The sequence below is a fragment of the Fodinibius sp. GM108 genome (assembly GCF_058386985.1).
Window position 1 is genome coordinate 49,183 of sequence record NZ_JBYEIR010000005.1, and the last position, 22,014, is coordinate 71,196.

Genomic DNA, 22,014 nt, shown 5'->3' on the forward strand with positions numbered 1-22,014 from the left:
GTTTTATCTGTTAAACATTCCTTCTTTCATATCCCAGTCAAGTGTTCCAACTTTCACGGTATAAAGTAGTCCTACAAACAGGACGAGTATAAATATTGCCATGGCAACAATCGTTCCCACACCATAGTCGAGAAAGTTTACTGCCCAGGGATACAGAAATACAACTTCGATATCAAAAACAATAAACTCTATTGCTACAAGATAAAAGGCAATAGAATAACGACCGGTTGCATCCCCAACGGGATCCATGCCGCTCTCATATGGATCTAACTTGTTTTTATTGGGCCGATAGGGGCCTAAAAGCCTCGACAGACTCAACAACAAAATGGCCAGTACAACTGCAACTCCGGCCAGGATCAGTATTGGTAAATAATTAGATAGCATCAGTTAAATTCTGTTAGATTTGACCAGTCGGAAATTAGTGGCAATGGTTCGCAATGTCAATGAAATTAAGGCCCAGAATATAGTATTTCTGAAAGTGAAAAGATAAAAAATAATTAGCCCTTTCTTATTTAAAATGAGTATACATAGAATGAATTCGCACGGGTAACAATTAATGATGGCTTCTTAACATGTAGAGTGGATGAGAGCTCCGACTGGTTGCGATCTGCATAGTTCATTGTATTTATTCGCAGCCTTTTCAGTTTCAAGGATATGGTATTCAATGTCCTCTTTATCCAGCAACTCTAAGGTTTCGTCGCAAACCTGCAGGCGTTCATGAAAACCCTGAGATAGGACAACTTGTTCTGCTCCATGTTCGAGCAGTTCTTCTACATCAGCGGGTTGTATGCCGGGTACATGATGCGTTCCGGTCTCATTCCAATCCCAGGCACGAGAGCCGCCGGGATATAATTTAGCATCTTTATATTGGTTGCCTTCATCCGTTGAAACTTGTCCCCATTTTATGGAATTAATTTTTGGTGAAACGTTTTTATTGTCCATAGGATGTCGTGTTTAATTCTTGTTCCTATAACCAAACATTTAGCATGGAATTTCCGTTTATTAAAGGTAGTTTAGATAGTTTACGGGTACCGTAAAAATCAGTAAATTTAATTTTCGAAATTTTAATTATTACTCAAAAGAAGTTTTATACCATTGGATAAAATCAAGATGGACATATTAGGGCTGTCAACAAGCCCAAGTAGTGGCGGAGCTTATGCTTTAATTCTTAACGAAATAGAGGGAAACAGACGTCTTCCTATAATTATAGGAACGTTCGAAGCCCAGGCTATAGCGCTTGAATTGGAGCATATAAAGCCACCTCGACCGATGACTCATGATTTGCTTAAAAATATGATTCAGAACTTTGGAGCAAATGTGAATCAGGTTTTTATTAATGATCTGAGTGAAGGAACTTTTTTCGCCAAAATTATTTACGATGATAACGGTCAAACTATGGAGCAGGATGCGCGGCCGAGTGATGCAATCGCTCTTGCTGTACGGTTTAATGCTTCGATATTTGTAGCAAGCGAAATACTTGATGAAGCCGGCATCATATCAGAGGGGGAAGAAGGCGAAAACTTAACTACCGCCTCTGAATCTCAGGAGCAGACCAAAGAGATGAGTAAGCTCGAAAAACTTGAAAACGAGCTCCAAACAGCAATAGATACGGAAAACTATGAAAAGGCTGCCCGGCTAAGGGATGAAATTCAAAAATTAAAAGGATAGGGGTTTGCAAGTTTCAGATTATTCCTTCGAGCACCTCCCGTTTTCAAAACTGTTTAAAACATACGTTGGCAACTTTAGTAAGTTAGACGAGTTTTATGAAACTGACCCATTTTCCGATAAAGAGATTGCTCAAAAGATAGAGCAGTTTACGTTTCAGGGTGATCGGCAAAAAGCAGTTGAGATTCTCACCTCTTTTAATGAACAGTTCGAGGCAGATCGCGCAGCCCTGGAGAATTTAGAGCGGTTGAAAGATGAACGAGCTGTTGCCATAGTTACAGGACAACAGTTGGGGCTTTACGGCGGCCCTTTATACACGGTGTTTAAAACAATCAGCACAATTCATCTTGCCCAAAAGTTAGAGCGCCAGTATAAGCGTCCCGTTATTCCGGTCTTTTGGTTGGCTGATGAAGATCATGATTATGATGAGGTGCGAACACTGAATGTGTTTAATGACAGTGAAATCCGGCATTTCGAATTACCATCTAAAAGTGACGGACTTCCTGTAGTAGCTGATATTACTATTCCCAAACAGATTGAGCAGATACGAGACGGGTTGCGGAGCTCTCTATACGACACAGATTTTTCGGATGACCTTTGGGAGTTGCTCGATCGGTCTTTTCAGCCGGATAACACCTTTTTAGAAAGTTTTGCCCATTTTATAAGTGCCATATTTTCTAAGCACGGGCTGGTTTTAGCCGGCAGCAATCATTCCGAAGTAAAAAAAGTTACGAGTAACTGTTTAAAGCTGTCAATTCAAAACGCAGACCGAATTCGGCAAGCGCTCGACGAACAGACAAAGAAGTTGAGTGAGGGATATCATCAGCAGGTAAAACTATACGACTCCAATTTATTTTACTTGGATGACGAGACCGGCCGAACGAAAATAAGCAGGAATGGCAGTGCATGGAGAACAGATGCAGGAACAGAGTGGAGTACTGAAGAGCTCTTTAGTGAAATTGATGACCGGTATGACAAATTTTCTCCTAATGTTTTTTTGCGCCCGATTCTACAGGATAGGTTGCTGCCTACACTTGGATATGTAGCAGGCCCGGGAGAAACGGCTTATTACGGCCAGATGAAAAAGATGTATGACTGTTTTGATTTGGAAATGCCTGTCATTTTTCCCCGTCTCAGTGCAACGATAATCGAACCTGCCATTGACCGTATTATAAGTGAACTGCCTTTTGATCTCCACGAGTATCATAATCGTATTGAAGATCTGGAATCGAGCTATGTTGATCGCACTGAACAGCACGATATCGAGGCAATTTTTAATGACTGGAAAGAAGATATCGAGCAGTTAATTGATCCCAAAAAAGAAAAGATCGCCGGCATTGACCCTACACTGGAAGGAGCCGTAGAAAAGTCGACAGCTGCTTATTTTAATGAGTTGGATAAGTTAAAAGGAAAGATCTATCGGGCTGTAAAAAAACAGGATGAAATACAGTTGAAACGTATTCGGAGAATTAAAACCAATCTGTTTCCATCTGATTCATTGCAGGAACGAGTCATTGCCGGCATTTTTTATATGAATAAATACGGCCTCGATATTTGGGACAGGTTTTTAGATTCACTCGATGAGGATGAAAAATTTGATCATCATAAACTTATTTATCTTTAGTTTTGAGCATTCAGGAGAAAAAAAATAAACTTCGTCAAAAGTTGTTAGAACAACGGTCAGCCATATCTGAACCCGATTACTATGGTTATTCGGCTGATATAATTGAGACCCTAAAGAAGCAGACCGAATTTAAAAAAGCTGAAACTGTACATTGTTATGTATCGATTAATAAGCGCCGTGAAGTAGAGACTCGTGAACTTATAAAAGAGATGCTTACCAAAGGAAAGCGGGTTGTAGTTCCGGTAACGGATTTTGAGAATGGAACTCTGAGTCATATCCGGTTAAACTCATATGATGATCTCGAAGTTAATCGGTGGGGAGTACTTGAGCCTGATGACGGAGAGTCTATTTCTCCCACAGAACTGGATTTGGTAATTGTACCAATGGTAGGAGGCGACGAGCAGTGTAACCGAATCGGCTATGGTCAAGGTTTTTATGATCGTTTTTTAGAGGATACCAGTTGTCCCAAAATTGGATTACTCTTTGAGAAAAATGTAGTTACCCAGTTGCCCGTAGAAGATTTTGATATTCCGCTGAACAAAATTCTTACGGAAGCACGTACTATTGTTCGGGATTAATCCTTATTTTCAATTGTAACAATGAGCGGTTGTTGACGTACTATTTGTTTGTTGTTAGCAAACGATAAATGGGCATAATATTATGGCTGATAAAACAAGACAATATTCCGACTATCAAAATCTCGATTCACTTATGGAGTTCGAGGACCATGAACTTCGCAATACGATGCAGGAGTTTTTGGAAGAGGAGAAGAAGGCGAATACCAATATCTGGAATTTCGCTACTATTGCGGGTATCGCAATGTTTTTTGTTGGTATGGTTTACATGATCCAGATGCTTGGGTTAGGTTTCGGTCCCGATTTATCAGGATTAATTAATGCTATGCCGCTGGTCGGCGGAATACTGGTAACCCTGGTTGGCTTTGGCTTTTTAGTGGGCGATCGAAAAAAGGCGAAAAAACAGAAAAAGGAAGAGAGCAAATCAGAAAGTTTTGACTTTTCTTACGATTTCGAGGATTACGATTATGATGACACCTCCGAGGAAGACTTTACGCTGAACAATGATCTAGGCGGTAAAACCAAATCAGGAAGAAAAAAGAAGTCGGGCAGTAAGAATAAATCAGCTAAATCCGGTTTTGACAGGTATGCATTTCGCCAGTCAAAGAAGCTTTATAAATCTCGTACTGATAAAAAATGGGCCGGAGTTTGTGGAGGATTAGCCAAATATTTTGGCATCAGTTCCACAGTCATCCGTCTGCTGTTCGTAATTACCTTTTTTGCTGGTTCTGGTACTTCGCTGTTAGTTTATATAGGATTAGCTATCGCTCTTGACAAAGAGCCGCCTGAAATGATGGACGATTTTGATTTCTAATTGTTGAGAGTCATTTCTTTTTAGCGGTACGGAGAGACATTTTACTCCTTATTGACCTTTCTGAAATGAGAACTTTTTCCAAACGGTTCATGAAATTAAGATGATTGTTATATTGGGGCGTCATGTTTAAAAACTAATAAATAAAACTCCTGTGTTTATAACATTCGAAGGGATCGACGGCAGTGGTAAATCAACACAAATAGAAAAACTGCAAAAACGCCTTGGAAAAGAGGGGGCAACGGTCAAAGTTTTCAGGGATCCGGGAGGACCGGAAGTTTCTGAAAAAGTGCGCGAAATATTATTGAATGATACTTATGACATCGACCCGGTTACCGAGCTCCTTCTTTTTTCAGCGGCTCGATCGCAGCTGATGGCAGAAAATGTATTACCGAGCTTAAAAGAAGGGGCCGTAGTAATTCTTGACCGTTTTTATGATTCTACTACTGCTTACCAGGGATATGGGCGCCAGTCGATTCCACTTGATGAGATTGAGAATATGAATGCGATAGCAAGCCATAAGCGTATTCCGGATCTTACAATTTATATGCAAGTACCGCTGATGGAGGCAAAAAAAAGAATGTCTGAAAAAAAGGACCGTATGGAACAGTCGGGCGATGAATTTTTTGAGAAAGTGATACAGGGTTTTAATAAAATCGCACAAAATAGTGGACGCATTTTTACTGTGGATGCAACCCAGCCTGCCGACCAAGTTCACAGGGAAATTTGGGAGCAGGTTCAAGAATTGGGTAGTTAAAAAGAAAGCGGGGTAAATGCTGGTACAGATAACTTTTAGGCTCTGAATATTAAATGAGTTGCTGTGATTAGTTGTTCAACTTTAAAAAAAGCCGTTTAAATATTTTGAGGGGTATTAATTGCTGATTACAGAAAAAATGCCTATATTTATTGCATTGTGGGTTACACCTACTTTGAAACTAAAAATCTCCCTTTTTTTAACGTTTCAACTACTAATTTTAACCAATCTTGAAGTATAAATTATGGCGCACGAAAGAATTGAAGTTGACCTGCCTCTAGCCAAAGTCTATGAATACTTAAGTGATCCAACTTACTTTCCTCACTTCTTTGAACGTATCGAAAGAGTTAACAAGATAAACTCGCAAACATTCGAATTTTCCACCACGCTCGGTAGCGAAAAATTTGAATGGACAACAAACATCATTGATGATCTGCGAAACACCCGTTTTGCATGGATTACCATCAATGGTAACTTGAATCAAACAGGGACGATTCGTTTTACTCCACTTGATAATGGGGAACGTACTCGTGTTGACTTTAGTCTTGATTACCGCACTTTTTATGGAGAGCCGGACGAAGAGTTGGCGAAATTTATTCAGGGCCTTCCAGCTCAGATGAAAAAAGACCTTCAACGGTTTAAAGAAGAAGCGGAAGAGGGTACATTTAAGCAAAATGTGGATGAAACACTTGCAGAAGCTGAGAAAGAAGACGCCGAGGCTGAGGAGGAAGCAGCAGCGTAAAAAAACACATACTTATCGTAGAAAATGCGCACTATTTCAGTGCGCATTTTTTTTGTTTAAGAAATTTCTTGCATGAACTTAAAAGAATTTAAAAGGAGCCCCGAATCTGAAAAACCTCACTATCTATTATTTGGTCATCCAGTAGAACACAGCTGGTCGCCTTTGATGCATAATAAGGCATTGCAATATTATGAAATGGACGCTACATATCATGCCGTAGATTTGCAAAACAGTGAACTTGCAGAACTTGCAGTCTTTTTGAATAAAGATACATTTCTTGGAGCTAACATAACCATTCCTTATAAACAGGTTATAGCTGATTATGTAGATCATACTGATCAAAAAGCTCATAAAATTGGGGCAATAAATACGATTGTTAAAAACAATTACAGCATTGAAGGATATAATACCGATTACGAAGGTTTTCTATCGCCACTGAAAGATTCTGAAAATGATCTTATTGGGTCTGATGCTATAATATTTGGTACCGGAGGAGCATCTAAAGCAATAGTTGTAGCGCTCGTGGAAATGGGAATAGACGAACTCTTTCTGGTTTCTCGGACACCTGGTAAAATAAGCTCGTTTAAAGATTTTGAACAGGTAAAGATCATTTCTTATCACGAATGGACCTCAGTAGTGGATGAAGTTTTGTTGATAGTTAATGCTACACCACTCGGTATGCATCCCAATATAGATAGATCACCTGTCCGCGATTCAGAAATTCAATTTTTAGAGGGGCGCATTTGTTACGATATTGTGTATAATCCAACTGAGACGAAATTTTTGAAGCAGGCTAAACAAACAGAAACTACAACGATTAGTGGATTGGAAATGTTAATACAACAAGGAAGCCGATCATTTGAACTATGGACCGGCCACTCATTTCCCACTGAAATTATCAGAAGTACGTTAGATGAAAGACTTGACAACTGAACTTGCGTTAATAAAACCAACCCAGCTGGAAACAACTGGCATTAAGGCATGGTTTACCTTAAAAAACAAAGAATTTGGTTATCATAATCATGATATTCCGGGACTCAATCTGGGATTTAACACTCCTGAAAAAAAAGAACTGGTTGCCAAAAACAGGCTGGTCTTGTTAACAGGGCTGCAGATTGATCCTGAGTGGGTAGCTTATGCCGATCAGGTTCACAGCAACAGAATTCGAGTAGTTACCGAAGGAGGTACTTATCCTTCTACAGACGGATTGATCACAAAAATTCCGGGATTGACATTATCTATCCAGGTAGCGGATTGTGCTGCTGTTTTGTTGTGGGATTTCGAAAATAAAGTAATTGGGGCGCTGCATGCCGGATGGCGCGGAGCCGCAGGAGATATCGTTCCGAAAGGAATAAAAAAAATGAAAGAGCAAGGAGCCAATCTTCAAAAAGTAAAAGCTTTTGTGAGTCCCTGTATTTCTCTGGAAAATTTTGAAATAGGAGAGGAGGTGGCAGAACAGTTTCCGGATGAATTTATTGACTATGAACATTATGAAAAACCTCATCTGGATTTGAAGTCTTTTCTCAAGTTTCAGCTTGAACAGTCGGGAATACAGCAAGCACACGTTGAGATACGAGAAGAGTGTACCATTGAGGATAAAGAACATTTTTACTCATATCGCAGAGAACGAGAACAGAGCGGCCGGATGATGGGTCTTATTCAGATAGCACAAAATTGAAGTTAAACAAAGCTTAAATATTGCTGTGAGAGTATCATATGCCCCGGGATACTATGCTCCTATACCTGAAGAGCATGTTTTTCCCATGAAAAAATTTTCGGGCTTATACCGTTATTTGCTCGAGCACGAGGTTATCGATCACAGTGATATCGTTGAACCTTCAATGGTGGATATGACTAATTTGCTTACAACTCACAGTGCTCGGTATGTGAATGGAATAATGAAAGGGAATCTCGAATACCGTGAATTACGTCGCCTGGGGCTTCCATGGTCAAAGAAGTTAGCTGTTCGATCCAGACTAGCAGTACAGGGGACAATTAATGCTGCCCTGATGGCGTTACAAGATGGTATTTCTGGTAACTTGGCGGGTGGTACTCACCATGCAATGTCTGATTATGGGGAGGGATTTTGCGTGTTCAATGACGTTGCGGTAGCTATTAATGTGCTGCAACAATCGATGTGGGCAAAAAAGATTTTAGTGATTGATTGTGATGTGCACCAGGGAAATGGCACGGCCGAAATTTTTAAAGACAATCAGAATGTTTTTACATTTTCCCTGCATGGAGCCAATAACTATCCTTTTAAAAAGCCACCATCCACGTATGATATAGGTCTTGCTGATGGAACCGGTGACAAAGTTTATTTGCAGAAGCTTGGAGATGCTTTAGACACTGTTTTTCAAAAGTTTAAACCAGATTTGGTTTTTTATCTTGGCGGAATTGATCCGCTGGAGACCGATCACTTCGGACGTTTGTCATTGACTACAGAGGGATTGGAAAGGCGTGACCGGATAGTCATCAAAAAAATAACATCAAAGGATGTGCCGTTGGTACTTTTGCTTTCGGGCGGATATGCTCCTTCACTTAAAGAGACGGTATCGGCGCACGCGCTTATGTATAAAACAGCAAAAGAACTGGAGTATTAATTTTATTACATCAGAAAATTGTGGGTTATTCTATTCAGATTTCTAGCTGTTTTTATCTATCTTCGAAACTATTTTGAATTGAAGAATTATACTCTTGAAGCAAAAGAAACTGGTCATACTGGGTTCAACGGGCTCCATAGGCGAACAGGCCCTGGATATTGTCAGGGAACATCCCGACAGATTTGATGTACTTGCCATAAGCTGCAACAGTAGCTGGGAGAAAATGGCCGACCAAGTTAACGAATTTAAGCCGAAATATGCTCTGCTTTGTGAAAAGGATGCAATTAAACCATTCAGAAACCAAATTAATAGCCGGGAAACTAAAGTCTTGGCCGGAAGTGATGATCTTACGGAACTGGCTACTCTTGAAGAAGCCGATGTCATTTTAAATAGCCTTGTTGGGTTTGCTGGATTTGAACCAACACTGAAAGCGCTCCGTGCGGGCAAAAAAGTAGCGCTGGCTAACAAAGAATCGCTGGTGGTAGGTGGTAAAATCATTGATGAAATTATCAAAGACAACCGGAGTCAGCTGATTCCTGTTGATTCCGAACACAGTGCCATGCTTCAATGCCTGGTGGGTGAGCCGCTCGATAAGATTGAAAAGCTGGTAATTACGGCCAGCGGTGGACCATTTCGTACGTGGACGAAAAAACAGATGCAGGAGATTACAGTCTCTGATGCGCTTGATCATCCAAACTGGTCGATGGGTGCTAAAATTACTATCGATTCAGCTACAATGATGAATAAGGGACTTGAGATCATAGAAGCTCACTGGCTGTTTGATATGCCATTATCAAAAATTGAGGCTGTCGTTCATCCACAAAGCGTTATACACTCTGTTGTGACCTTTACCGACGGATCCAGCAAGGCGCAGTTGGGGCCTCCGACGATGAAAGTACCAATTTTATATGCGCTTACTTCGCCCGATCGAATTGATCTGGATGCACCGCGTCTGGATTGGAAGTCGGCCTTTGATTTAACATTTGAACCGGTTGATTTTGACCGATTCCCCTGCTTGCGACTTGCCATGGAATCGATCAAAGAAGGAGGACTGTCACCGGCTATTTTGAATGCCGCCAACGAAATAGCTGTTGAACGATTCCTGAATCAGGAAATTACGTTTATGAAGATACCGGACATCATTGAAGGGTGTTTGGAACAGTTAAATAATTCTGATGTTATTACGTTAGAATCTCTGAAAAATATAGACAATCAAGCCAGACAACTGGCTGCAACACTTTAATCTGTATCGCGATACATGGAATGGATTGTAAGTTTATTATCTACGCTGGGAATATTTGCCGCTGCGCTACTCATATTGGTGTTTTTCCATGAGCTTGGCCATTTCCTGGCTGCAAAGCTTTTTGGGATGCGTGTTGAACGCTTTTCACTGGGATTTCCGCCCCGAATCTGGGGATTTCAAAAAGGTGGAACCGATTACTGTATCGGGGCTACACCGCTGGGCGGCTATGTGAAAATATCCGGTATGATCGATGAAAGTATGGATGATGATTATCTGGATGAAGAGCCCAAACCCTGGGAATACCGGAGCAAGCCGGTTTGGCAGCGAATGATCGTTATTACGGCCGGAGTAATCTTTAATATGATTTTAGCTGTCCTTATTTATGCCGGGCTTGCCTTCTCAAACGGCGATGTAAAGGTGGATATCGATAGTGTAAATGGTATTTATGTCCAGGAAGGATCACTGGCCTCTCAGGTTGGATTTGAAACCGGGGATAAGATTATAGGAGTAAATGGTAAAGAGGTACCGTATTTTGAGGATCTGTTTGCTCCCAATGAGATGACTGCTTCATCCCTGAGTTATACGGTACTGCGAGATGGCCAACAAAAAACCATTCCAATCGCTGATTCACTGTTAGATGATTTAGGTCAGCGGGGTTTTATTACGCTGAATAATGCTATGCCAAACGTGCCCATTACCCAGGTGCAGAATGGAGCACCTGCTGATCAGGCCGGTATTCAAAGTGGTGATGTAATAACGGCCATAAATGGAGAGCGTGTCAATTATCTTCAGGAAGTAATTACAAAAATTTCATCCTCTGAGGATAGTTTGCTTATAGCTGTAAACAGAGATGGAGTTACGAAAGAATTTAAACTTTTGCCTAATGAGCAAAATCAGATTGGTATTGGTTTTCAGCCCGATGCCGAAGATTTTTTTAAAGTCGATCGTTTTCAGTATGGACTATTTGAATCAGCCAGTGTTGGCGTCCAAAAAACTAATCAGACTCTTACAGGTATCATTCAGGGATTTAGTAAAATGTTTTCGGGAGATATTTCGGTAAGAGATAATCTGGGTGGTCCTGTTGCAATAGCTAATGTAACGAAACAAGCTACAGATGCCGGTGGGGCTATCGGCTTCTGGAATATTACAGCCTTTCTCAGTGTTACACTGGCCATTATGAACATCCTGCCTATCCCCGTACTAGACGGTGGTCACCTAATGTTTTTAATATATGAAGGCATTACCCGTCGCGAGCCTTCTGCCAAAGTGCGTATGGCCCTGCAACAGATTGGATTTTTGCTTATAATCGCACTCTTTATTTTCGTTACTTTCAACGATATTCTCAGACAGTTTGGCTAAATAAACATATATGTTTGCACGTGATGGGTACACAACGATATTTATAACAGTAATTTTTGCTGTTATCGTCAGTGGTTTTGCTCACTATTACTTAGAGCCTCACTGGACGGCCTATATTCTTTATGTGGCGATGGTTTTGCTCGTTGCCTTTATGCTCTTTTTCTTTCGGGATCCTGACAGGGATATTACCGAAGGTGACAATTATGTGCTTTCCCCGGCAGATGGAAATATTGTACAGATTAAAGAAGTTGATGAAAATCGATATATCAATGCCCGTGCTAAGCAGATTAGTATATTTCTATCGCCGCTGGATGTACACGTAAATCGCATTCCGGTAACGGGCAAAGTTGAGTATCTGGAGTATGAACCAGGTCTCTATTTGATGGCATTCGATCACCGTTCCTCGGAGATGAATGAACGAGCCGATTTTGGCGTCAGACATCCTTCGGGTACTAAAATATTTTTCAGGCAGATTACGGGCTTTCTTGCACGCCGTATTGTATATCATATAGATGTAGGTGATGAGATTAAAGCAGGGGATCGGTTCGGAATGATGAAGTTTGGTTCGAGAATGGATATACTTGTGCCATTGGATGTTGAGGTAAATGTATCGGAAGGAGAAAAAGCTGTGGCCGGTGAAACAATTTTAGCTACGATCAACGCATAAAATGAAATATCCCATACAAAAATGGAAGCGATTTCGACGTCGTAGAAAAAAGAAACGGGAGCAAAACGGGCGCAAACGAAAACAGATCCCCCGCACCGTCATTCCCAGTTTTTTCACCTTGATGAATCTTTTCTGTGGCTTTTTGGCTATCATCAGCATTGCTGAGGGCCGTCTCTTCTTCGGTGCGTGGTTGATTGTCTTTGCCGGTCTTTTTGATGCGCTTGATGGATTTATGGCCCGCCTTTCCAACGCCACCAGCCAGTTTGGTATCGAGCTTGATTCGATAAGTGATGTCGTGTCATTCGGAGTAGCCCCGGGGTTTCTTTTGTATAGCTTTGGACTGAGTGAAATGCCCTTTGTGGGAATTATATTGAGTGCACTACCTCCGTTATGTGGAGCGGTAAGACTGGCACGTTATAATGTTGATGTGCAAGAAACCCGCAGCAACTTTTTTAAAGGACTTCCTATACCGGGACATGCAATAATGATTGCGGCGTTTTATCTTACTTTTTACAATAAATTGGAAATGTTCGAAGGTTTTGAATACGGATTAAATACTGTGCTCGTACCCTTAATAGTGTTGCTCTCCTTTTTAATGGTTAGCACTATTCCGTTTGATAAAATACCGGGTTTCGACAAGAAATCGATTAAGGAACATAAAGGGAAGTTTTTCCTATTTATCTTCTACGGAATTCTTATCCTGTTATTCCAGGAAGTAGGTTTGATGATTGTGTTTTCTGCGTTTATCCTGAAAGGAATTTTCGTCGGAAGCTATTTATTCTGGCAAGAAGCTTTTTCTGAGGAACAGGATTTTGAAGATGAGACTTATTAAAACCTTCTGATAGAGGCGAGCGCCCGCTTACACTTTCTGTTATTTGTTGGGGGCAGCTCTGCTTCCGCCCCACATTATCTCGTTCCGATGCCTGCCTGTGCGTAACCAATTGGAAGTTGGGAGTGAGCTCTGCTCCCGACCCTTATGAGGAACCCAAGCCACTCCGAAACTGTCCGACACTGGTTCTGCGGTCGGGCGGATTGATTGAAAGAACGCTTGCCACCCTGGCTTTGCGAGCTGGTGGACTAATAGCCATCGCCAATTTCTCCTGCTTTTTCTATCCACCGGACGGCAAACCCAGCCGCCCGATTGCCGGTAAGGATTACCGGCCGTATGCAATAACTTTCAGCGGATCCGTATTCGCAGCAATTCGAGCGGGTAACCACGATGCCAAGGCACAAAGGAGCAGCGTAACGGCAGTTACGATCAAAAAATCTAACATATGTGGTTCTACGGGAGCATAGGCCATATAATAATTTTCTTCGGAAAGCGGGATAATCTGATAGGTCGTTTGTAACCAGGCAAAGAGGAGAGAAAGAGAAATACCGATTGCAAGTCCAACAACGGCAACAAATAATCCCTCTAATAAAAATACGCCGTGAATACTTTTATCGCTGGCACCCATTGTTTTGAGAATACCGATGTCGCGGGTGCGTTCAAGTACCATCATTAAAACTGTGCCGATCAGGTTAAAAGCAGCTACAATAATCATCACGCTGATAACAAAGGGAATCGTCTGTTCTTGCAGGTCTACCCAGGCAAATATACTACTGTACCGCTGGTAAATGGTTTCGACGAAATAGGGAAACTGCAGTTTGTCATCCAGCTGTTCCCCAAAAGAGGCAATATCAGATTGATTTTTGAGGCGGATTTCAATGGCGGAGGCTTCCGATTCCGATCTTTGGAAAAGCTCCTGGGCATGGGGACGTGCCACAAGTCCCAGAACATCATCAAACTGACCAATTCCCGTCTGATAAATGCCTGCTAAGCGAAATTGCTTTATCTCCGGTGAACTAAAGGGAGAGGGTAACCCTTGCACGGTATATGCTGTTACTACATCATTGGTATCAGCACCCAATGTTCTGGCAAGTTCAGCTCCCAATACAATACCGGGGCGCCCGCTGCTGTCAGTTGAAAGATCGTACGTTCCGCTCCTGATATATTCTCTGATATCAGTAACATCGCCGGCTTCATCTACCCCTTTTAAAAGCGTACCGGTAACATCCTCTGATTGTAACATCGACTGGCCATTCACCACGGCTTGTGCCTGACCAACTTCTGGATAGGTATGGAGGTTCTTTAACAGGGTATCAGCACGGTTGATAGAATCATCTCCATAGGTAGTAACAGTGACATGTGGAGCAAACCCCAGAACTTTATCATCGATGACAGACTTAAAGCCGTGAACCACCGATAGAGCAATCAAAAGCCCCGCTGAACCCACAGCCACGCCGGTAATAGCCATCGTCTTAATAAAGGATAAGAAACTGGATCCCTTTCTCTTACCCTTGAAGTATCGTTTGGCTAAATACCACTCAAAGTTCATATTTAACAAAGTTCAAAATACAAATTACAACAAATATCAAACTTCAGCACCGGTAATAAACAGAAAAGTGTTTGGAGTTTATTATTTGGCATTTGAAATTAGCCTTTTTCCGGTTTCATTTGAGGGAAGAACAGGACATCCCGAATTGAGTCGGAGTCGGTCATTATCATGGCAAGACGGTCAATGCCAATACCGAGACCTGCCGTGGGGGGCATTCCGTACTCCAGAGCCTGCAGAAAATCTTCGTCAATCTCCATAGCTTCTTCATCACCTTGTGCACGCAGACGAGCTTGTTCTTCGAATCGCTCTCGCTGGTCAACCGGATCATTAAGCTCCGAAAAGGCATTGGCGATCTCTTTGCCGTTACAGATACATTCAAACCGCTCAACAAGCCCTTCTTTTTCACGATGCTTTTTGGCCAGGGGGCTCATTTCAATGGGATAATCAGTAATAAAGGTCGGCTGAATGAGATTGGGTTCTACGTATTCTTCGAAAATCTCATCGATGATTTTGCCTTTCCCGGAATTATCTTCGAGCTCTATATTGAGTTCCTGTGCTATCTCTTCAAGCTCATCCAGCTCTTTGCTGTACAGATCTTTACCTGTTTCCTCTTCAATAGCTTCAAACATCGGGATTCGCGGCCAGGGCCGTGCAAAATCAATCTCATTATCTCCGACTTGAACTTTCGTGGAGCCGTGCAGCGTTTTTGCTACATTTTCCAGCATTGCCTCAACAAAATCCATCATCCAGTTGTAATCCTCATATGCTACATAAAGCTCAACCTGAGTAAACTCCGGATTGTGAAATCGCGAAAGCCCCTCGTTTCGGAAATCCTTTGAAAATTCATAGACGCCATCATATCCGCCTACAATAAGCCGCTTTAGATAAAGCTCATTAGCAATTCGCAAATACAGCTTCATATCCAGCGCATTATGATGCGTAACAAAAGGCTTGGCTGAAGCACCGCCGTAAATAGGTTGCAGAATCGGTGTCTCTACTTCGAGATACCCTTTGTCATTCATGAAATTACGCATCGCCTGAACCATCTCTGTCCGCTGTTGGAAGACTCCGCGTACTTCCGGATTGACAATAAGATCCAGATATCGCTGCCGGTATCGTTGTTCTTTATCTGTAAACGCATCATACGTTTTTGTTTCACCATCTTCTTCCACCTCTTTGGGTATTGGAATAGGGCGGAGCGTTTTACTGAGCATTTCAAACTCTTTCGCATAGACGGTGGTTTCGCCCGTACCGGTTTTAAAGACATGACCTTTAACACCTACAATATCTCCGATATCTGTAAGCTTTTTGAATACGGTGTTATATTTTTCTTCGCCTACATCATTTTTGCGGATGTAAACCTGTATTTCTCCTTCCGAATCCTGCAGGTTAAAGAATGTGGATCCGCCCATGATCCGGCGCGTCATAACGCGTCCTGCCACAGACACTTTTTCTACTTCGTCCTCATCTTGATCGTCCTTTTTTATTAGTTCAGGATGATCCAATATATATTTGCTCTTATGAGTGACTTCGAAATCATAGGGATACGGTTCATAGCCCAGCTCCCGAAGTTGCTCTAATTTTTCGAGACGGATTTCGTGTTGTTCACTAACTGAGGACTCAGTGTTACTCATGGAAAATTGAGGTATTAATTACTATTGTTTTTGAAATGATTATAAGTCGCTAAAAATAGGGAATTCATAGCATACTATCACTTATTTACTACAAGCTTCTTTTAGCTATTAACTGATGGGATTTTTTTATAATTATAGGAGTTTCAGAAGAGAAGAAATTTAGGGATTTTCAGCTCTTAATGATAAAAAAGTTTATGCATAATATTACTTCTGAAATACATAACAGATTACCATTTCAGGGACAGTTTGCTCTGTCGGAGATTATGGATCTAACTACTGATGCTTTAAAACAGCTGAATGAGGTTGAGTTGGAAGAGCTCGACAGCTTTACAAATTTGCGCAGGCAGCAAGAGTATATCAGCTCACGATTAACGCTTAAAGCATTGGCCCAAAATCTGGGAGTAAAAAATCTAACTATTACCAAAGATAAGCTGGGGCAACCGTTCGGGGTATCGCATGAAAACGAATATCATGTAAGCATTGCTCATACCAAGAAGATGGTGTTTTGCGGTATTTCTGATGCGCATGCAATTGGTGTGGATATCGAACCCATCCAGCGAAAAGTCCCCGTAAAATTAAAGCGGCGAATCCTGCATCCCAATGAAACAGAACTATTTGCCGATATGGACTCTCTTCGTCTATGGACCATTAAAGAAGCATATGTTAAGCTACGGGGACAAGGGCTGCGACTGAATATGAATCAGGTTTGGATTCAAAAAGAAGGGGAGGATTATTTTGTGGAATTAAATAATGACAAAACAGCTAAAATTTGTAGTTTTCAAAAGAGCAATCACTGGTTGGCTATAGCATATTTACTTCAATAAAATTGATCAGCAAAGTTTATGAATATTACCTCCTATAACCGGGAACAGATAGAACAAGGGCTTAGCAAAGCGAGAGAAAAACATCCGGAATTGAATGAAGATATTCGCGTTTTATTTGCTCCCGAAGTTATAAACGATGAAAATTTTGAACGAGTCTCCGATATCTACAGCCGGTTGGATATGGCGAATTACGATACTGTTGTTGTGGTGGAATCCTATGATGAGAAGCTCGATAAAAAGCTGCCGATGGCATCCAACTCATTTTTTGAAACTCCATTGGGAAAAGTGCCGGTAGACGACTATTTGCGGAATGAATTTTGCGATGAAGATGATGATTTCTTTATTCATGATGAAGCTTTTAATAAAGAGATCAGCCTGTTTCAGCAGTTGATGTTTCTACAGGTTTTGTCGGATGATTTTAAAGCCTTGAGCGTCCAAATTGCAGACAAAGAACCCGCTATTATAAAAGAGTTAGCCTATGTTCTTGAAGAAGTGTTGGCTTCGCGCAATGCCTTGATTGTTTTTTGCTGTGAACTTGATAATGAGCGAAAGCAGGAGTTCGATAAAGTGCTGGATATTTTAGAAGCTGATAACCAATCGCAATTAATGAACTATCTCTACAGCGGAGATTCGAATATTAAAGGAACTACCGCTTTTATGGCGGGTATTATCGTCGCTAATAAATGGAAGCTTAATTTGAATTTCTTGAAGGGAGAGTATGAAGATTATTCCGGAAGTTTGCTAACAGCCTATGCCGACCGTGAACACGTGATCTTTTAATCACCGATGGATCTTCCTGAAATTTCAGTCATCGGAATAGGAAGGCTGGGAACAGCACTGACGAAATCGTTATTAGCAAGCGATTTATTGGTTACAAGCATTTTCAACCGTACCGAAGACAGAGTTCAGAATCTTGCCACATCATCAGGGATAGAAACTGCGGGGAAATTCCCATCCACACTTGATGAACTTGGAGAGCTGGTTTTTTTGACGGTATCTGATGATTCGATTAAAGTACTTGTAAACCAGTTATCTCAATTAGAAGGAGATTTTAAAAGCAGAATATTTGTTCATTGCTCGGGAAATGAGCCGGCTGGCTTGTTGGATCCGCTCAAATCAAAAGGGGCAAAGGTTGCATCCTTTCATCCATTGCAGACTTTTACACTTGATTCCAAGCCGGACCATTTCAGCAATATTTATTTCAGTTTACAGGGAGATACAGAGATATTTCCCATCCTGAAGAGTGTAGCGCAAAAGTTGGGAGCACAGACACTTGAAGTGACAGCTGAACAAAAAGCTTATCTTCATATCGCAGCGGTAACGGCTTGTAATTATCTGACAACACTTCTGGATACATCAGTAAAAATAGGGACATCTGCTGGCCTTCCCGATAAGCTAGTGAAAAAAGCATTACTGCCGCTTGTCCATAATACATTAGATAATGTGGAAAATAAGTCCTTTTCGGAAGCTCTGACCGGTCCCATAAAACGCGGTGATTTTGAAACTATTCAGAACCATCTGGCTCTCCTGGAAGACCAACAGGAACTAAGAAATCTTTATTGTCTGTTAGGATTACAAACTCTTTCATTAGTTGATCGATCAGAACCCAGGCAAGAAGATCCCTATGAAAAAATATGTAACATCTTGCTTAATAGTTTTAAATTGTAAAACATGTGAACAATTTAGACATTATTGAATGGGACCTATGGATGACTATTATAAACGTGTGTATGAAGTGGTTGCCGAAATTCCAAAGGGACGTGTTTCAACATATGGAGCCATTGCACGATTTTTGGGTATTGCATCCGGGGCACGAATGGTAGGATATGCTCTTAATAAATCCGGCGGTAAGATTCCGGCTCATAGAGTAGTCAACAGAAACGGAGAATTGACGGGGCGGAGTCACTTTCCGGATGATACGATGCGCGAACGCCTGCAACAGGAGGGAGTCAAATTTATTGATGATTATCAGATCGACATTGAAGCTCATTTTTGGGATCCAAACAAAAAAAATTCTGAGTAGCTATGTCTATTTCCTCAATAGTTAAAAGCCTGGTGCTGTCAATACTTATCATTTTTACGATGGTATTACTGACTTATGGAATATCGAATGCATCACCATTGACTATAGCTCCTGATGACAGTCTGCTGAAAGATGTTACACCCACAGAATTACAGCAAATTGTGGAATCTTACGAGGGGGAAAAGGCAGTGCTTGTCAATATTTGGGCGACATGGTGCGCTCCCTGTATTGAAGAGTTTCCACATATCGTTGATCTCCAGCGGAAATATAGTGATGAGTTGAAAGTAATATTTGTATCGGCGGACTTTCCCGATAGTCGTGATCGCGCACTGGAATTTCTTAAAGAACAAAATGTTGACTGGACTACTTATTTTAAGACTGGAAAAGATCAACCGTTTATTGAGGCGTTATCGGATAAATGGAGTGGAGCACTGCCATTTACAAAAATCTTGAACAAAGATGGCACTGTTGTTTCCAGCTGGGAACAGGGTGCCGACTACGAGAAGTTTGAGCGAAACATTAAAAATGCAATCAAATAACCAATGCTATGAAGAGATATAAACTGTTATTCATTTTGCCGATCTTACTAGCTGCCGGAATTCTGGCATTTTTGCCTGTAGAGAATAAAACGGCAGATCGTTTAGAGATTGGAGCAAAGGCGCCGCTTACTGATATAGAAGTCACGGATGTATCCGGTGAAGTGTTGACCTTGGAAGAAGTAGCAAAAGAAAATGGATTGCTTGTTAACTTTTCATGCAATACCTGTCCCTGGGTTGAGGCATGGGAAGATCGTTATAATCCAATTGCTAAACTTGCTGAAGAAAATGGAATTGGCGTCATTGCTTTGAATCCCAACGCCGCCATTCGCGATGGTGGAGAATCAATGGAGGATATGCAGCAGCGGGCTGAATCAAGTAACTACGAATTCTACTATGCACTTGATGAACAGGCGAAACTGGCCGAAGCGTTTGGTGCTACCCGTACGCCTGATATCTTTTTATTCAACAGCGACATGGAACTGGTTTATACCGGTGCTATTGATGATGATGCGAAATCAGCTGAAAATGTAGAGCAGCCATATTTAAAAAATGCGATTAAAAATTTAGCGGAAGGCAAGGAGATCAATCCCAAAACTACAAAAGCATTAGGTTGTACTATTAAATTTCCTAAATAGGTCAGACTACAATATGTAGTTTTTGCCATTAGTTCATTATCTTAAGGGCTTGTCAATCGAGGCAAGCCTTTCTTTTTTTGAATGAATGATCAATTAGATGCCTACATGGAAGCTACATACTGAGTTTACGTTTGATGCTGCCCATCTGATAGATGGCTACGACGGCAAGTGTGGACGCATGCATGGACATAACTATAAAGTGCATGTTGAAGCGAAGTCCCATAAATTGCATCCTTCAAAGTACCTGGACAGCGATGATATGGTTTGCGATTTCAGGGAATTAAAATGGCCTGCAAAGGATTCCGAGAAGGGTGGACTGGATCATTCGGTCTTGAATGAAGAGCTGCCGGTAAATCCCACGGCAGAACGTATCGCTGAATTTATTTATAATGAAACCAAGCAGCGTATCCCGGATACTATTGAACTGAGGATTACCGTTTGGGAGACGGAAAATAGCTGGGTTGAATATACTGAAGACAATGTTTAACGAATTAGATCAGGAAGAACTGGAAGAGCTCATCGATCAGGATGAGATGAATGCGGTAGAATATCCGTTGATGGAGGATTTCTATACGATCCAGGGGGAAGGAGCACATACCGGACGCCCGGCATATTTTATTCGTACGGCAGGCTGCGATGTCAACTGCTGGTGGTGTGATGTGAAGGAGAGCTGGGATGAAGATGAACATCCCACTGAATCGGTAGAGAATATCGTAAATCGTGCTAAAGAGAGTGGCGCTGAATTCGCTGTGATCACCGGCGGCGAACCACTACTGCACGACCTGGATCCATTGACGTTTCAGCTTAAACAGGCCGGACTTCAGGTGCATATCGAAACAAGCGGATCGTCACCCATTTCTGGTTACCTTGACTGGATCACACTTTCGCCTAAACGCTTTAAAGAGCCGCTTGACGATATTTTCCCTTATGTTGATGAGCTGAAAGTTGTGGTACTTACGAATAAGGATCTGGAATGGGCCGAAAAGAACGCCGAAAAATGTCCCGACAATACGAAACTTCTCTTACAGCCCGAGTGGGAAAAGGAGGGAGCTGTAGATCTTATTATTGATTATGTGAAGGCCAATCCAGAGTGGGGCATCAGCCTGCAGACACACAAATTCATGGGTGTCCGATAGCATTATAAGATTGAGTTTATATATCATGTTAGCCCGTGGTTTGCCGGAACGGGCGAAGGGTGTAAATAAATATTGGTCCTCCTTTATTAATTCAATCACGAACCATTGGGTTTCTTTCCAACTTGTTGTTTGGTCATGCTGGTAGGTGTACACGGTCAGTGAAAACAATCTTTTCTTTTGCACCTTTTGAGTGAGCAAAAGGTGCAGTAAAACTCACCGGCTAACCGGCTTCGGGGCACGGGCTCGGTCGGACCGGAAATAAATGCAGATGTTGTTTTTTCTGCAGGTTACAAAAAATTTCCTGCTCCGGATCGCCAGTTGCTTAATCATATCTTTCCCCATTTATTTCTTATCGGTCCGCCGCTTACCCTTTCTACCCCTTACCCGCTAAGGCCGGAGAGCCAGGGATAAGTTGCTTATTTCTTGTTATTAAGCCTTCATTTTATTCACTCTCACGGTCTAATCAACGGTCTAAGAATTTGTGCTGAAGCGATACATAATTCTTAGGCCTTCTTAGAAATCAGTGAAATTACCAATGGAATAATTGTACCTGAAAAATTAATAAACTTCTATTTAGTTTAAATAATACAGGTTAATAATGGGGGCCGGGGCGAATCGCGGGAAGATATTATTAGAATAATGACTAATGTAGAAAAGCGATCCCCGATTTACTGCTATTGTAAGAACAATATCTACGATTCCCCTGGCCCTATGGAATGCCACTTTGTGGCCCTCCGAGGTATCGGAAGGATTCCACGGGGCCGGCGCTTTTTTCGTCTATTTTTTGGCGACAAAAAATGGA

At 41.6% G+C, this 22,014-nt stretch carries 25 protein-coding genes; 21 read left to right on the forward strand and 4 right to left on the reverse strand.

Annotated features, from left to right (window positions below; genetic code table 11):
- Positions 1 to 3: 3 nt before the first annotated feature.
- Together ACT3ID_RS10370 and ACT3ID_RS10375 are read right to left on the reverse strand one after the other, a co-directional pair.
- Entirely contained in the window at positions 4 to 384 is a 381-nt protein-coding gene (locus ACT3ID_RS10370) for an NADH-quinone oxidoreductase subunit A (protein ID WP_491541958.1), read from the reverse strand.
- 183 nt (positions 385 to 567) lie between these two features.
- On the reverse strand, positions 568 to 942 hold the full coding sequence (locus ACT3ID_RS10375) for an Mth938-like domain-containing protein (RefSeq protein WP_491541959.1): 375 nt from the start codon (positions 940 to 942) through the stop codon (positions 568 to 570).
- A gap of 153 nt (positions 943 to 1,095) precedes the next feature.
- On the opposite strand from ACT3ID_RS10375, the gene ACT3ID_RS10380 reads away from it, so the two are divergent.
- From ACT3ID_RS10380 to pssA, 13 genes are all read left to right on the forward strand, one after another.
- Positions 1,096 to 1,668 carry a bifunctional nuclease family protein gene (locus ACT3ID_RS10380; protein WP_491541960.1) on the forward strand — a complete coding sequence of 191 codons (573 nt, stop codon included), beginning with the start codon at positions 1,096 to 1,098 and terminating at the stop codon, positions 1,666 to 1,668.
- Positions 1,669 to 1,672: 4 nt separating this feature from the next.
- Complete coding sequence (gene bshC / locus ACT3ID_RS10385; protein ID WP_491541961.1) at positions 1,673 to 3,289, forward strand: bacillithiol biosynthesis cysteine-adding enzyme BshC; 1,617 nt, start codon at positions 1,673 to 1,675, stop codon at positions 3,287 to 3,289.
- 2 nt (positions 3,290 to 3,291) lie between these two features.
- Positions 3,292 to 3,867 carry a 5-formyltetrahydrofolate cyclo-ligase gene (locus tag ACT3ID_RS10390; protein ID WP_491541962.1) on the forward strand — a complete coding sequence of 192 codons (576 nt, stop codon included), beginning with the start codon at positions 3,292 to 3,294 and terminating at the stop codon, positions 3,865 to 3,867.
- An 82-nt stretch (positions 3,868 to 3,949) separates the two neighbouring features.
- The gene (locus ACT3ID_RS10395) at positions 3,950 to 4,678 is read left to right on the forward strand and encodes a PspC domain-containing protein (protein ID WP_491541963.1); all 729 of its coding nucleotides are present in this window, start codon (positions 3,950 to 3,952) and stop codon (positions 4,676 to 4,678) included.
- Positions 4,679 to 4,829: 151 nt separating this feature from the next.
- Complete coding sequence (tmk, locus tag ACT3ID_RS10400) at positions 4,830 to 5,432, forward strand: dTMP kinase (protein WP_491541964.1); 603 nt, start codon at positions 4,830 to 4,832, stop codon at positions 5,430 to 5,432.
- A gap of 241 nt (positions 5,433 to 5,673) precedes the next feature.
- Positions 5,674 to 6,171, forward strand: coding sequence for an SRPBCC family protein (locus tag ACT3ID_RS10405; protein ID WP_491541965.1), 498 nt, complete (start codon positions 5,674 to 5,676; stop codon positions 6,169 to 6,171).
- Positions 6,172 to 6,243: 72 nt separating this feature from the next.
- Positions 6,244 to 7,104 (forward strand): shikimate dehydrogenase, encoded by an 861-nt coding sequence (gene aroE / locus ACT3ID_RS10410; RefSeq protein ID WP_491541966.1) that lies wholly within the window; start codon positions 6,244 to 6,246, stop codon positions 7,102 to 7,104.
- Positions 7,085 to 7,849, forward strand: coding sequence for a peptidoglycan editing factor PgeF (gene pgeF / locus ACT3ID_RS10415; RefSeq protein WP_491541967.1), 765 nt, complete (start codon positions 7,085 to 7,087; stop codon positions 7,847 to 7,849). The genes aroE and pgeF overlap by 20 nt, the downstream gene beginning before the upstream one ends.
- 25 nt (positions 7,850 to 7,874) lie before the next feature.
- The gene (locus ACT3ID_RS10420) at positions 7,875 to 8,774 is read left to right on the forward strand and encodes a histone deacetylase family protein (RefSeq protein WP_491541968.1); all 900 of its coding nucleotides are present in this window, start codon (positions 7,875 to 7,877) and stop codon (positions 8,772 to 8,774) included.
- A gap of 94 nt (positions 8,775 to 8,868) precedes the next feature.
- Positions 8,869 to 10,017, forward strand: a complete 1,149-nt coding sequence (locus ACT3ID_RS10425; protein WP_491541969.1) for a 1-deoxy-D-xylulose-5-phosphate reductoisomerase — start codon at positions 8,869 to 8,871, stop codon at positions 10,015 to 10,017.
- 15 nt (positions 10,018 to 10,032) lie between these two features.
- Positions 10,033 to 11,376, forward strand: coding sequence for an RIP metalloprotease RseP (rseP, locus tag ACT3ID_RS10430; RefSeq protein ID WP_491541970.1), 1,344 nt, complete (start codon positions 10,033 to 10,035; stop codon positions 11,374 to 11,376).
- A gap of 10 nt (positions 11,377 to 11,386) precedes the next feature.
- A complete protein-coding gene (locus ACT3ID_RS10435) occupies positions 11,387 to 12,043 on the forward strand; it encodes a phosphatidylserine decarboxylase family protein (protein ID WP_491541971.1) in 657 nt (218 codons plus the stop codon).
- A 1-nt stretch (position 12,044) separates the two neighbouring features.
- A complete protein-coding gene (pssA, locus tag ACT3ID_RS10440) occupies positions 12,045 to 12,875 on the forward strand; it encodes a CDP-diacylglycerol--serine O-phosphatidyltransferase (protein ID WP_491541972.1) in 831 nt (276 codons plus the stop codon).
- A 322-nt stretch (positions 12,876 to 13,197) separates the two neighbouring features.
- Here the strand turns inward: pssA and ACT3ID_RS10445 are convergent, their stop codons facing one another.
- Both ACT3ID_RS10445 and lysS read right to left on the reverse strand, forming a co-directional pair.
- Positions 13,198 to 14,421, reverse strand: coding sequence for an FtsX-like permease family protein (locus ACT3ID_RS10445; protein ID WP_491541973.1), 1,224 nt, complete (start codon positions 14,419 to 14,421; stop codon positions 13,198 to 13,200).
- Positions 14,422 to 14,519: 98 nt separating this feature from the next.
- Complete coding sequence (lysS, locus tag ACT3ID_RS10450; protein WP_491541974.1) at positions 14,520 to 16,055, reverse strand: lysine--tRNA ligase; 1,536 nt, start codon at positions 16,053 to 16,055, stop codon at positions 14,520 to 14,522.
- Between the two features lie 194 nt (positions 16,056 to 16,249).
- On the opposite strand from lysS, the gene ACT3ID_RS10455 reads away from it, so the two are divergent.
- The 8 genes from ACT3ID_RS10455 to ACT3ID_RS10490 all read left to right on the forward strand — a co-directional run bounded on the left by ACT3ID_RS10455 (position 16,250) and on the right by ACT3ID_RS10490 (position 21,212).
- Entirely contained in the window at positions 16,250 to 16,879 is a 630-nt protein-coding gene (locus ACT3ID_RS10455) for a 4'-phosphopantetheinyl transferase family protein (RefSeq protein ID WP_491541975.1), read from the forward strand.
- Positions 16,880 to 16,897: 18 nt separating this feature from the next.
- Positions 16,898 to 17,659 carry an AmmeMemoRadiSam system protein B gene (amrB, locus tag ACT3ID_RS10460; RefSeq protein WP_491541976.1) on the forward strand — a complete coding sequence of 254 codons (762 nt, stop codon included), beginning with the start codon at positions 16,898 to 16,900 and terminating at the stop codon, positions 17,657 to 17,659.
- Between the two features lie 6 nt (positions 17,660 to 17,665).
- Positions 17,666 to 18,547, forward strand: coding sequence for a Rossmann-like and DUF2520 domain-containing protein (locus tag ACT3ID_RS10465; protein ID WP_491541977.1), 882 nt, complete (start codon positions 17,666 to 17,668; stop codon positions 18,545 to 18,547).
- A gap of 37 nt (positions 18,548 to 18,584) precedes the next feature.
- The gene (locus ACT3ID_RS10470) at positions 18,585 to 18,902 is read left to right on the forward strand and encodes an MGMT family protein (protein WP_491541978.1); all 318 of its coding nucleotides are present in this window, start codon (positions 18,585 to 18,587) and stop codon (positions 18,900 to 18,902) included.
- Positions 18,903 to 18,904: 2 nt separating this feature from the next.
- A complete protein-coding gene (locus ACT3ID_RS10475; protein ID WP_491541979.1) occupies positions 18,905 to 19,441 on the forward strand; it encodes a TlpA family protein disulfide reductase in 537 nt (178 codons plus the stop codon).
- Positions 19,442 to 19,449: 8 nt separating this feature from the next.
- The gene (locus ACT3ID_RS10480) at positions 19,450 to 20,076 is read left to right on the forward strand and encodes a redoxin domain-containing protein (RefSeq protein WP_491541980.1); all 627 of its coding nucleotides are present in this window, start codon (positions 19,450 to 19,452) and stop codon (positions 20,074 to 20,076) included.
- 97 nt (positions 20,077 to 20,173) lie between these two features.
- On the forward strand, positions 20,174 to 20,563 hold the full coding sequence (locus ACT3ID_RS10485; protein WP_491541981.1) for a 6-pyruvoyl trahydropterin synthase family protein: 390 nt from the start codon (positions 20,174 to 20,176) through the stop codon (positions 20,561 to 20,563).
- Positions 20,556 to 21,212, forward strand: coding sequence for a 7-carboxy-7-deazaguanine synthase QueE (locus tag ACT3ID_RS10490; RefSeq protein WP_491541982.1), 657 nt, complete (start codon positions 20,556 to 20,558; stop codon positions 21,210 to 21,212). Before ACT3ID_RS10485 ends, ACT3ID_RS10490 begins: the two co-directional genes overlap by 8 nt.
- Positions 21,213 to 22,014 lie beyond the last annotated feature (802 nt).

Coding starts and splice junctions, on each gene's coding strand:
- ACT3ID_RS10370 (WP_491541958.1), bottom strand. CDS start 384: ATGCTATCTAATTATTTACCAATACTGATCCTGGCCGGAGTTGCAGTT.
- ACT3ID_RS10455 (WP_491541975.1), top strand. CDS start 16,250: ATGCATAATATTACTTCTGAAATACATAACAGATTACCATTTCAGGGA.
- ACT3ID_RS10485 (WP_491541981.1), top strand. CDS start 20,174: ATGCCTACATGGAAGCTACATACTGAGTTTACGTTTGATGCTGCCCAT.
- ACT3ID_RS10395 (WP_491541963.1), top strand. CDS start 3,950: ATGGCTGATAAAACAAGACAATATTCCGACTATCAAAATCTCGATTCA.
- pgeF (WP_491541967.1), top strand. CDS start 7,085: ATGAAAGACTTGACAACTGAACTTGCGTTAATAAAACCAACCCAGCTG.
- pssA (WP_491541972.1), top strand. CDS start 12,045: ATGAAATATCCCATACAAAAATGGAAGCGATTTCGACGTCGTAGAAAA.
- ACT3ID_RS10445 (WP_491541973.1), bottom strand. CDS start 14,421: ATGAACTTTGAGTGGTATTTAGCCAAACGATACTTCAAGGGTAAGAGA.
- ACT3ID_RS10480 (WP_491541980.1), top strand. CDS start 19,450: ATGAAGAGATATAAACTGTTATTCATTTTGCCGATCTTACTAGCTGCC.
- amrB (WP_491541976.1), top strand. CDS start 16,898: ATGAATATTACCTCCTATAACCGGGAACAGATAGAACAAGGGCTTAGC.
- lysS (WP_491541974.1), bottom strand. CDS start 16,055: ATGAGTAACACTGAGTCCTCAGTTAGTGAACAACACGAAATCCGTCTC.
- ACT3ID_RS10490 (WP_491541982.1), top strand. CDS start 20,556: ATGTTTAACGAATTAGATCAGGAAGAACTGGAAGAGCTCATCGATCAG.
- ACT3ID_RS10475 (WP_491541979.1), top strand. CDS start 18,905: ATGTCTATTTCCTCAATAGTTAAAAGCCTGGTGCTGTCAATACTTATC.
- ACT3ID_RS10470 (WP_491541978.1), top strand. CDS start 18,585: ATGGATGACTATTATAAACGTGTGTATGAAGTGGTTGCCGAAATTCCA.
- ACT3ID_RS10405 (WP_491541965.1), top strand. CDS start 5,674: ATGGCGCACGAAAGAATTGAAGTTGACCTGCCTCTAGCCAAAGTCTAT.
- aroE (WP_491541966.1), top strand. CDS start 6,244: ATGAACTTAAAAGAATTTAAAAGGAGCCCCGAATCTGAAAAACCTCAC.
- ACT3ID_RS10435 (WP_491541971.1), top strand. CDS start 11,387: ATGTTTGCACGTGATGGGTACACAACGATATTTATAACAGTAATTTTT.
- rseP (WP_491541970.1), top strand. CDS start 10,033: ATGGAATGGATTGTAAGTTTATTATCTACGCTGGGAATATTTGCCGCT.
- ACT3ID_RS10465 (WP_491541977.1), top strand. CDS start 17,666: ATGGATCTTCCTGAAATTTCAGTCATCGGAATAGGAAGGCTGGGAACA.
- ACT3ID_RS10375 (WP_491541959.1), bottom strand. CDS start 942: ATGGACAATAAAAACGTTTCACCAAAAATTAATTCCATAAAATGGGGA.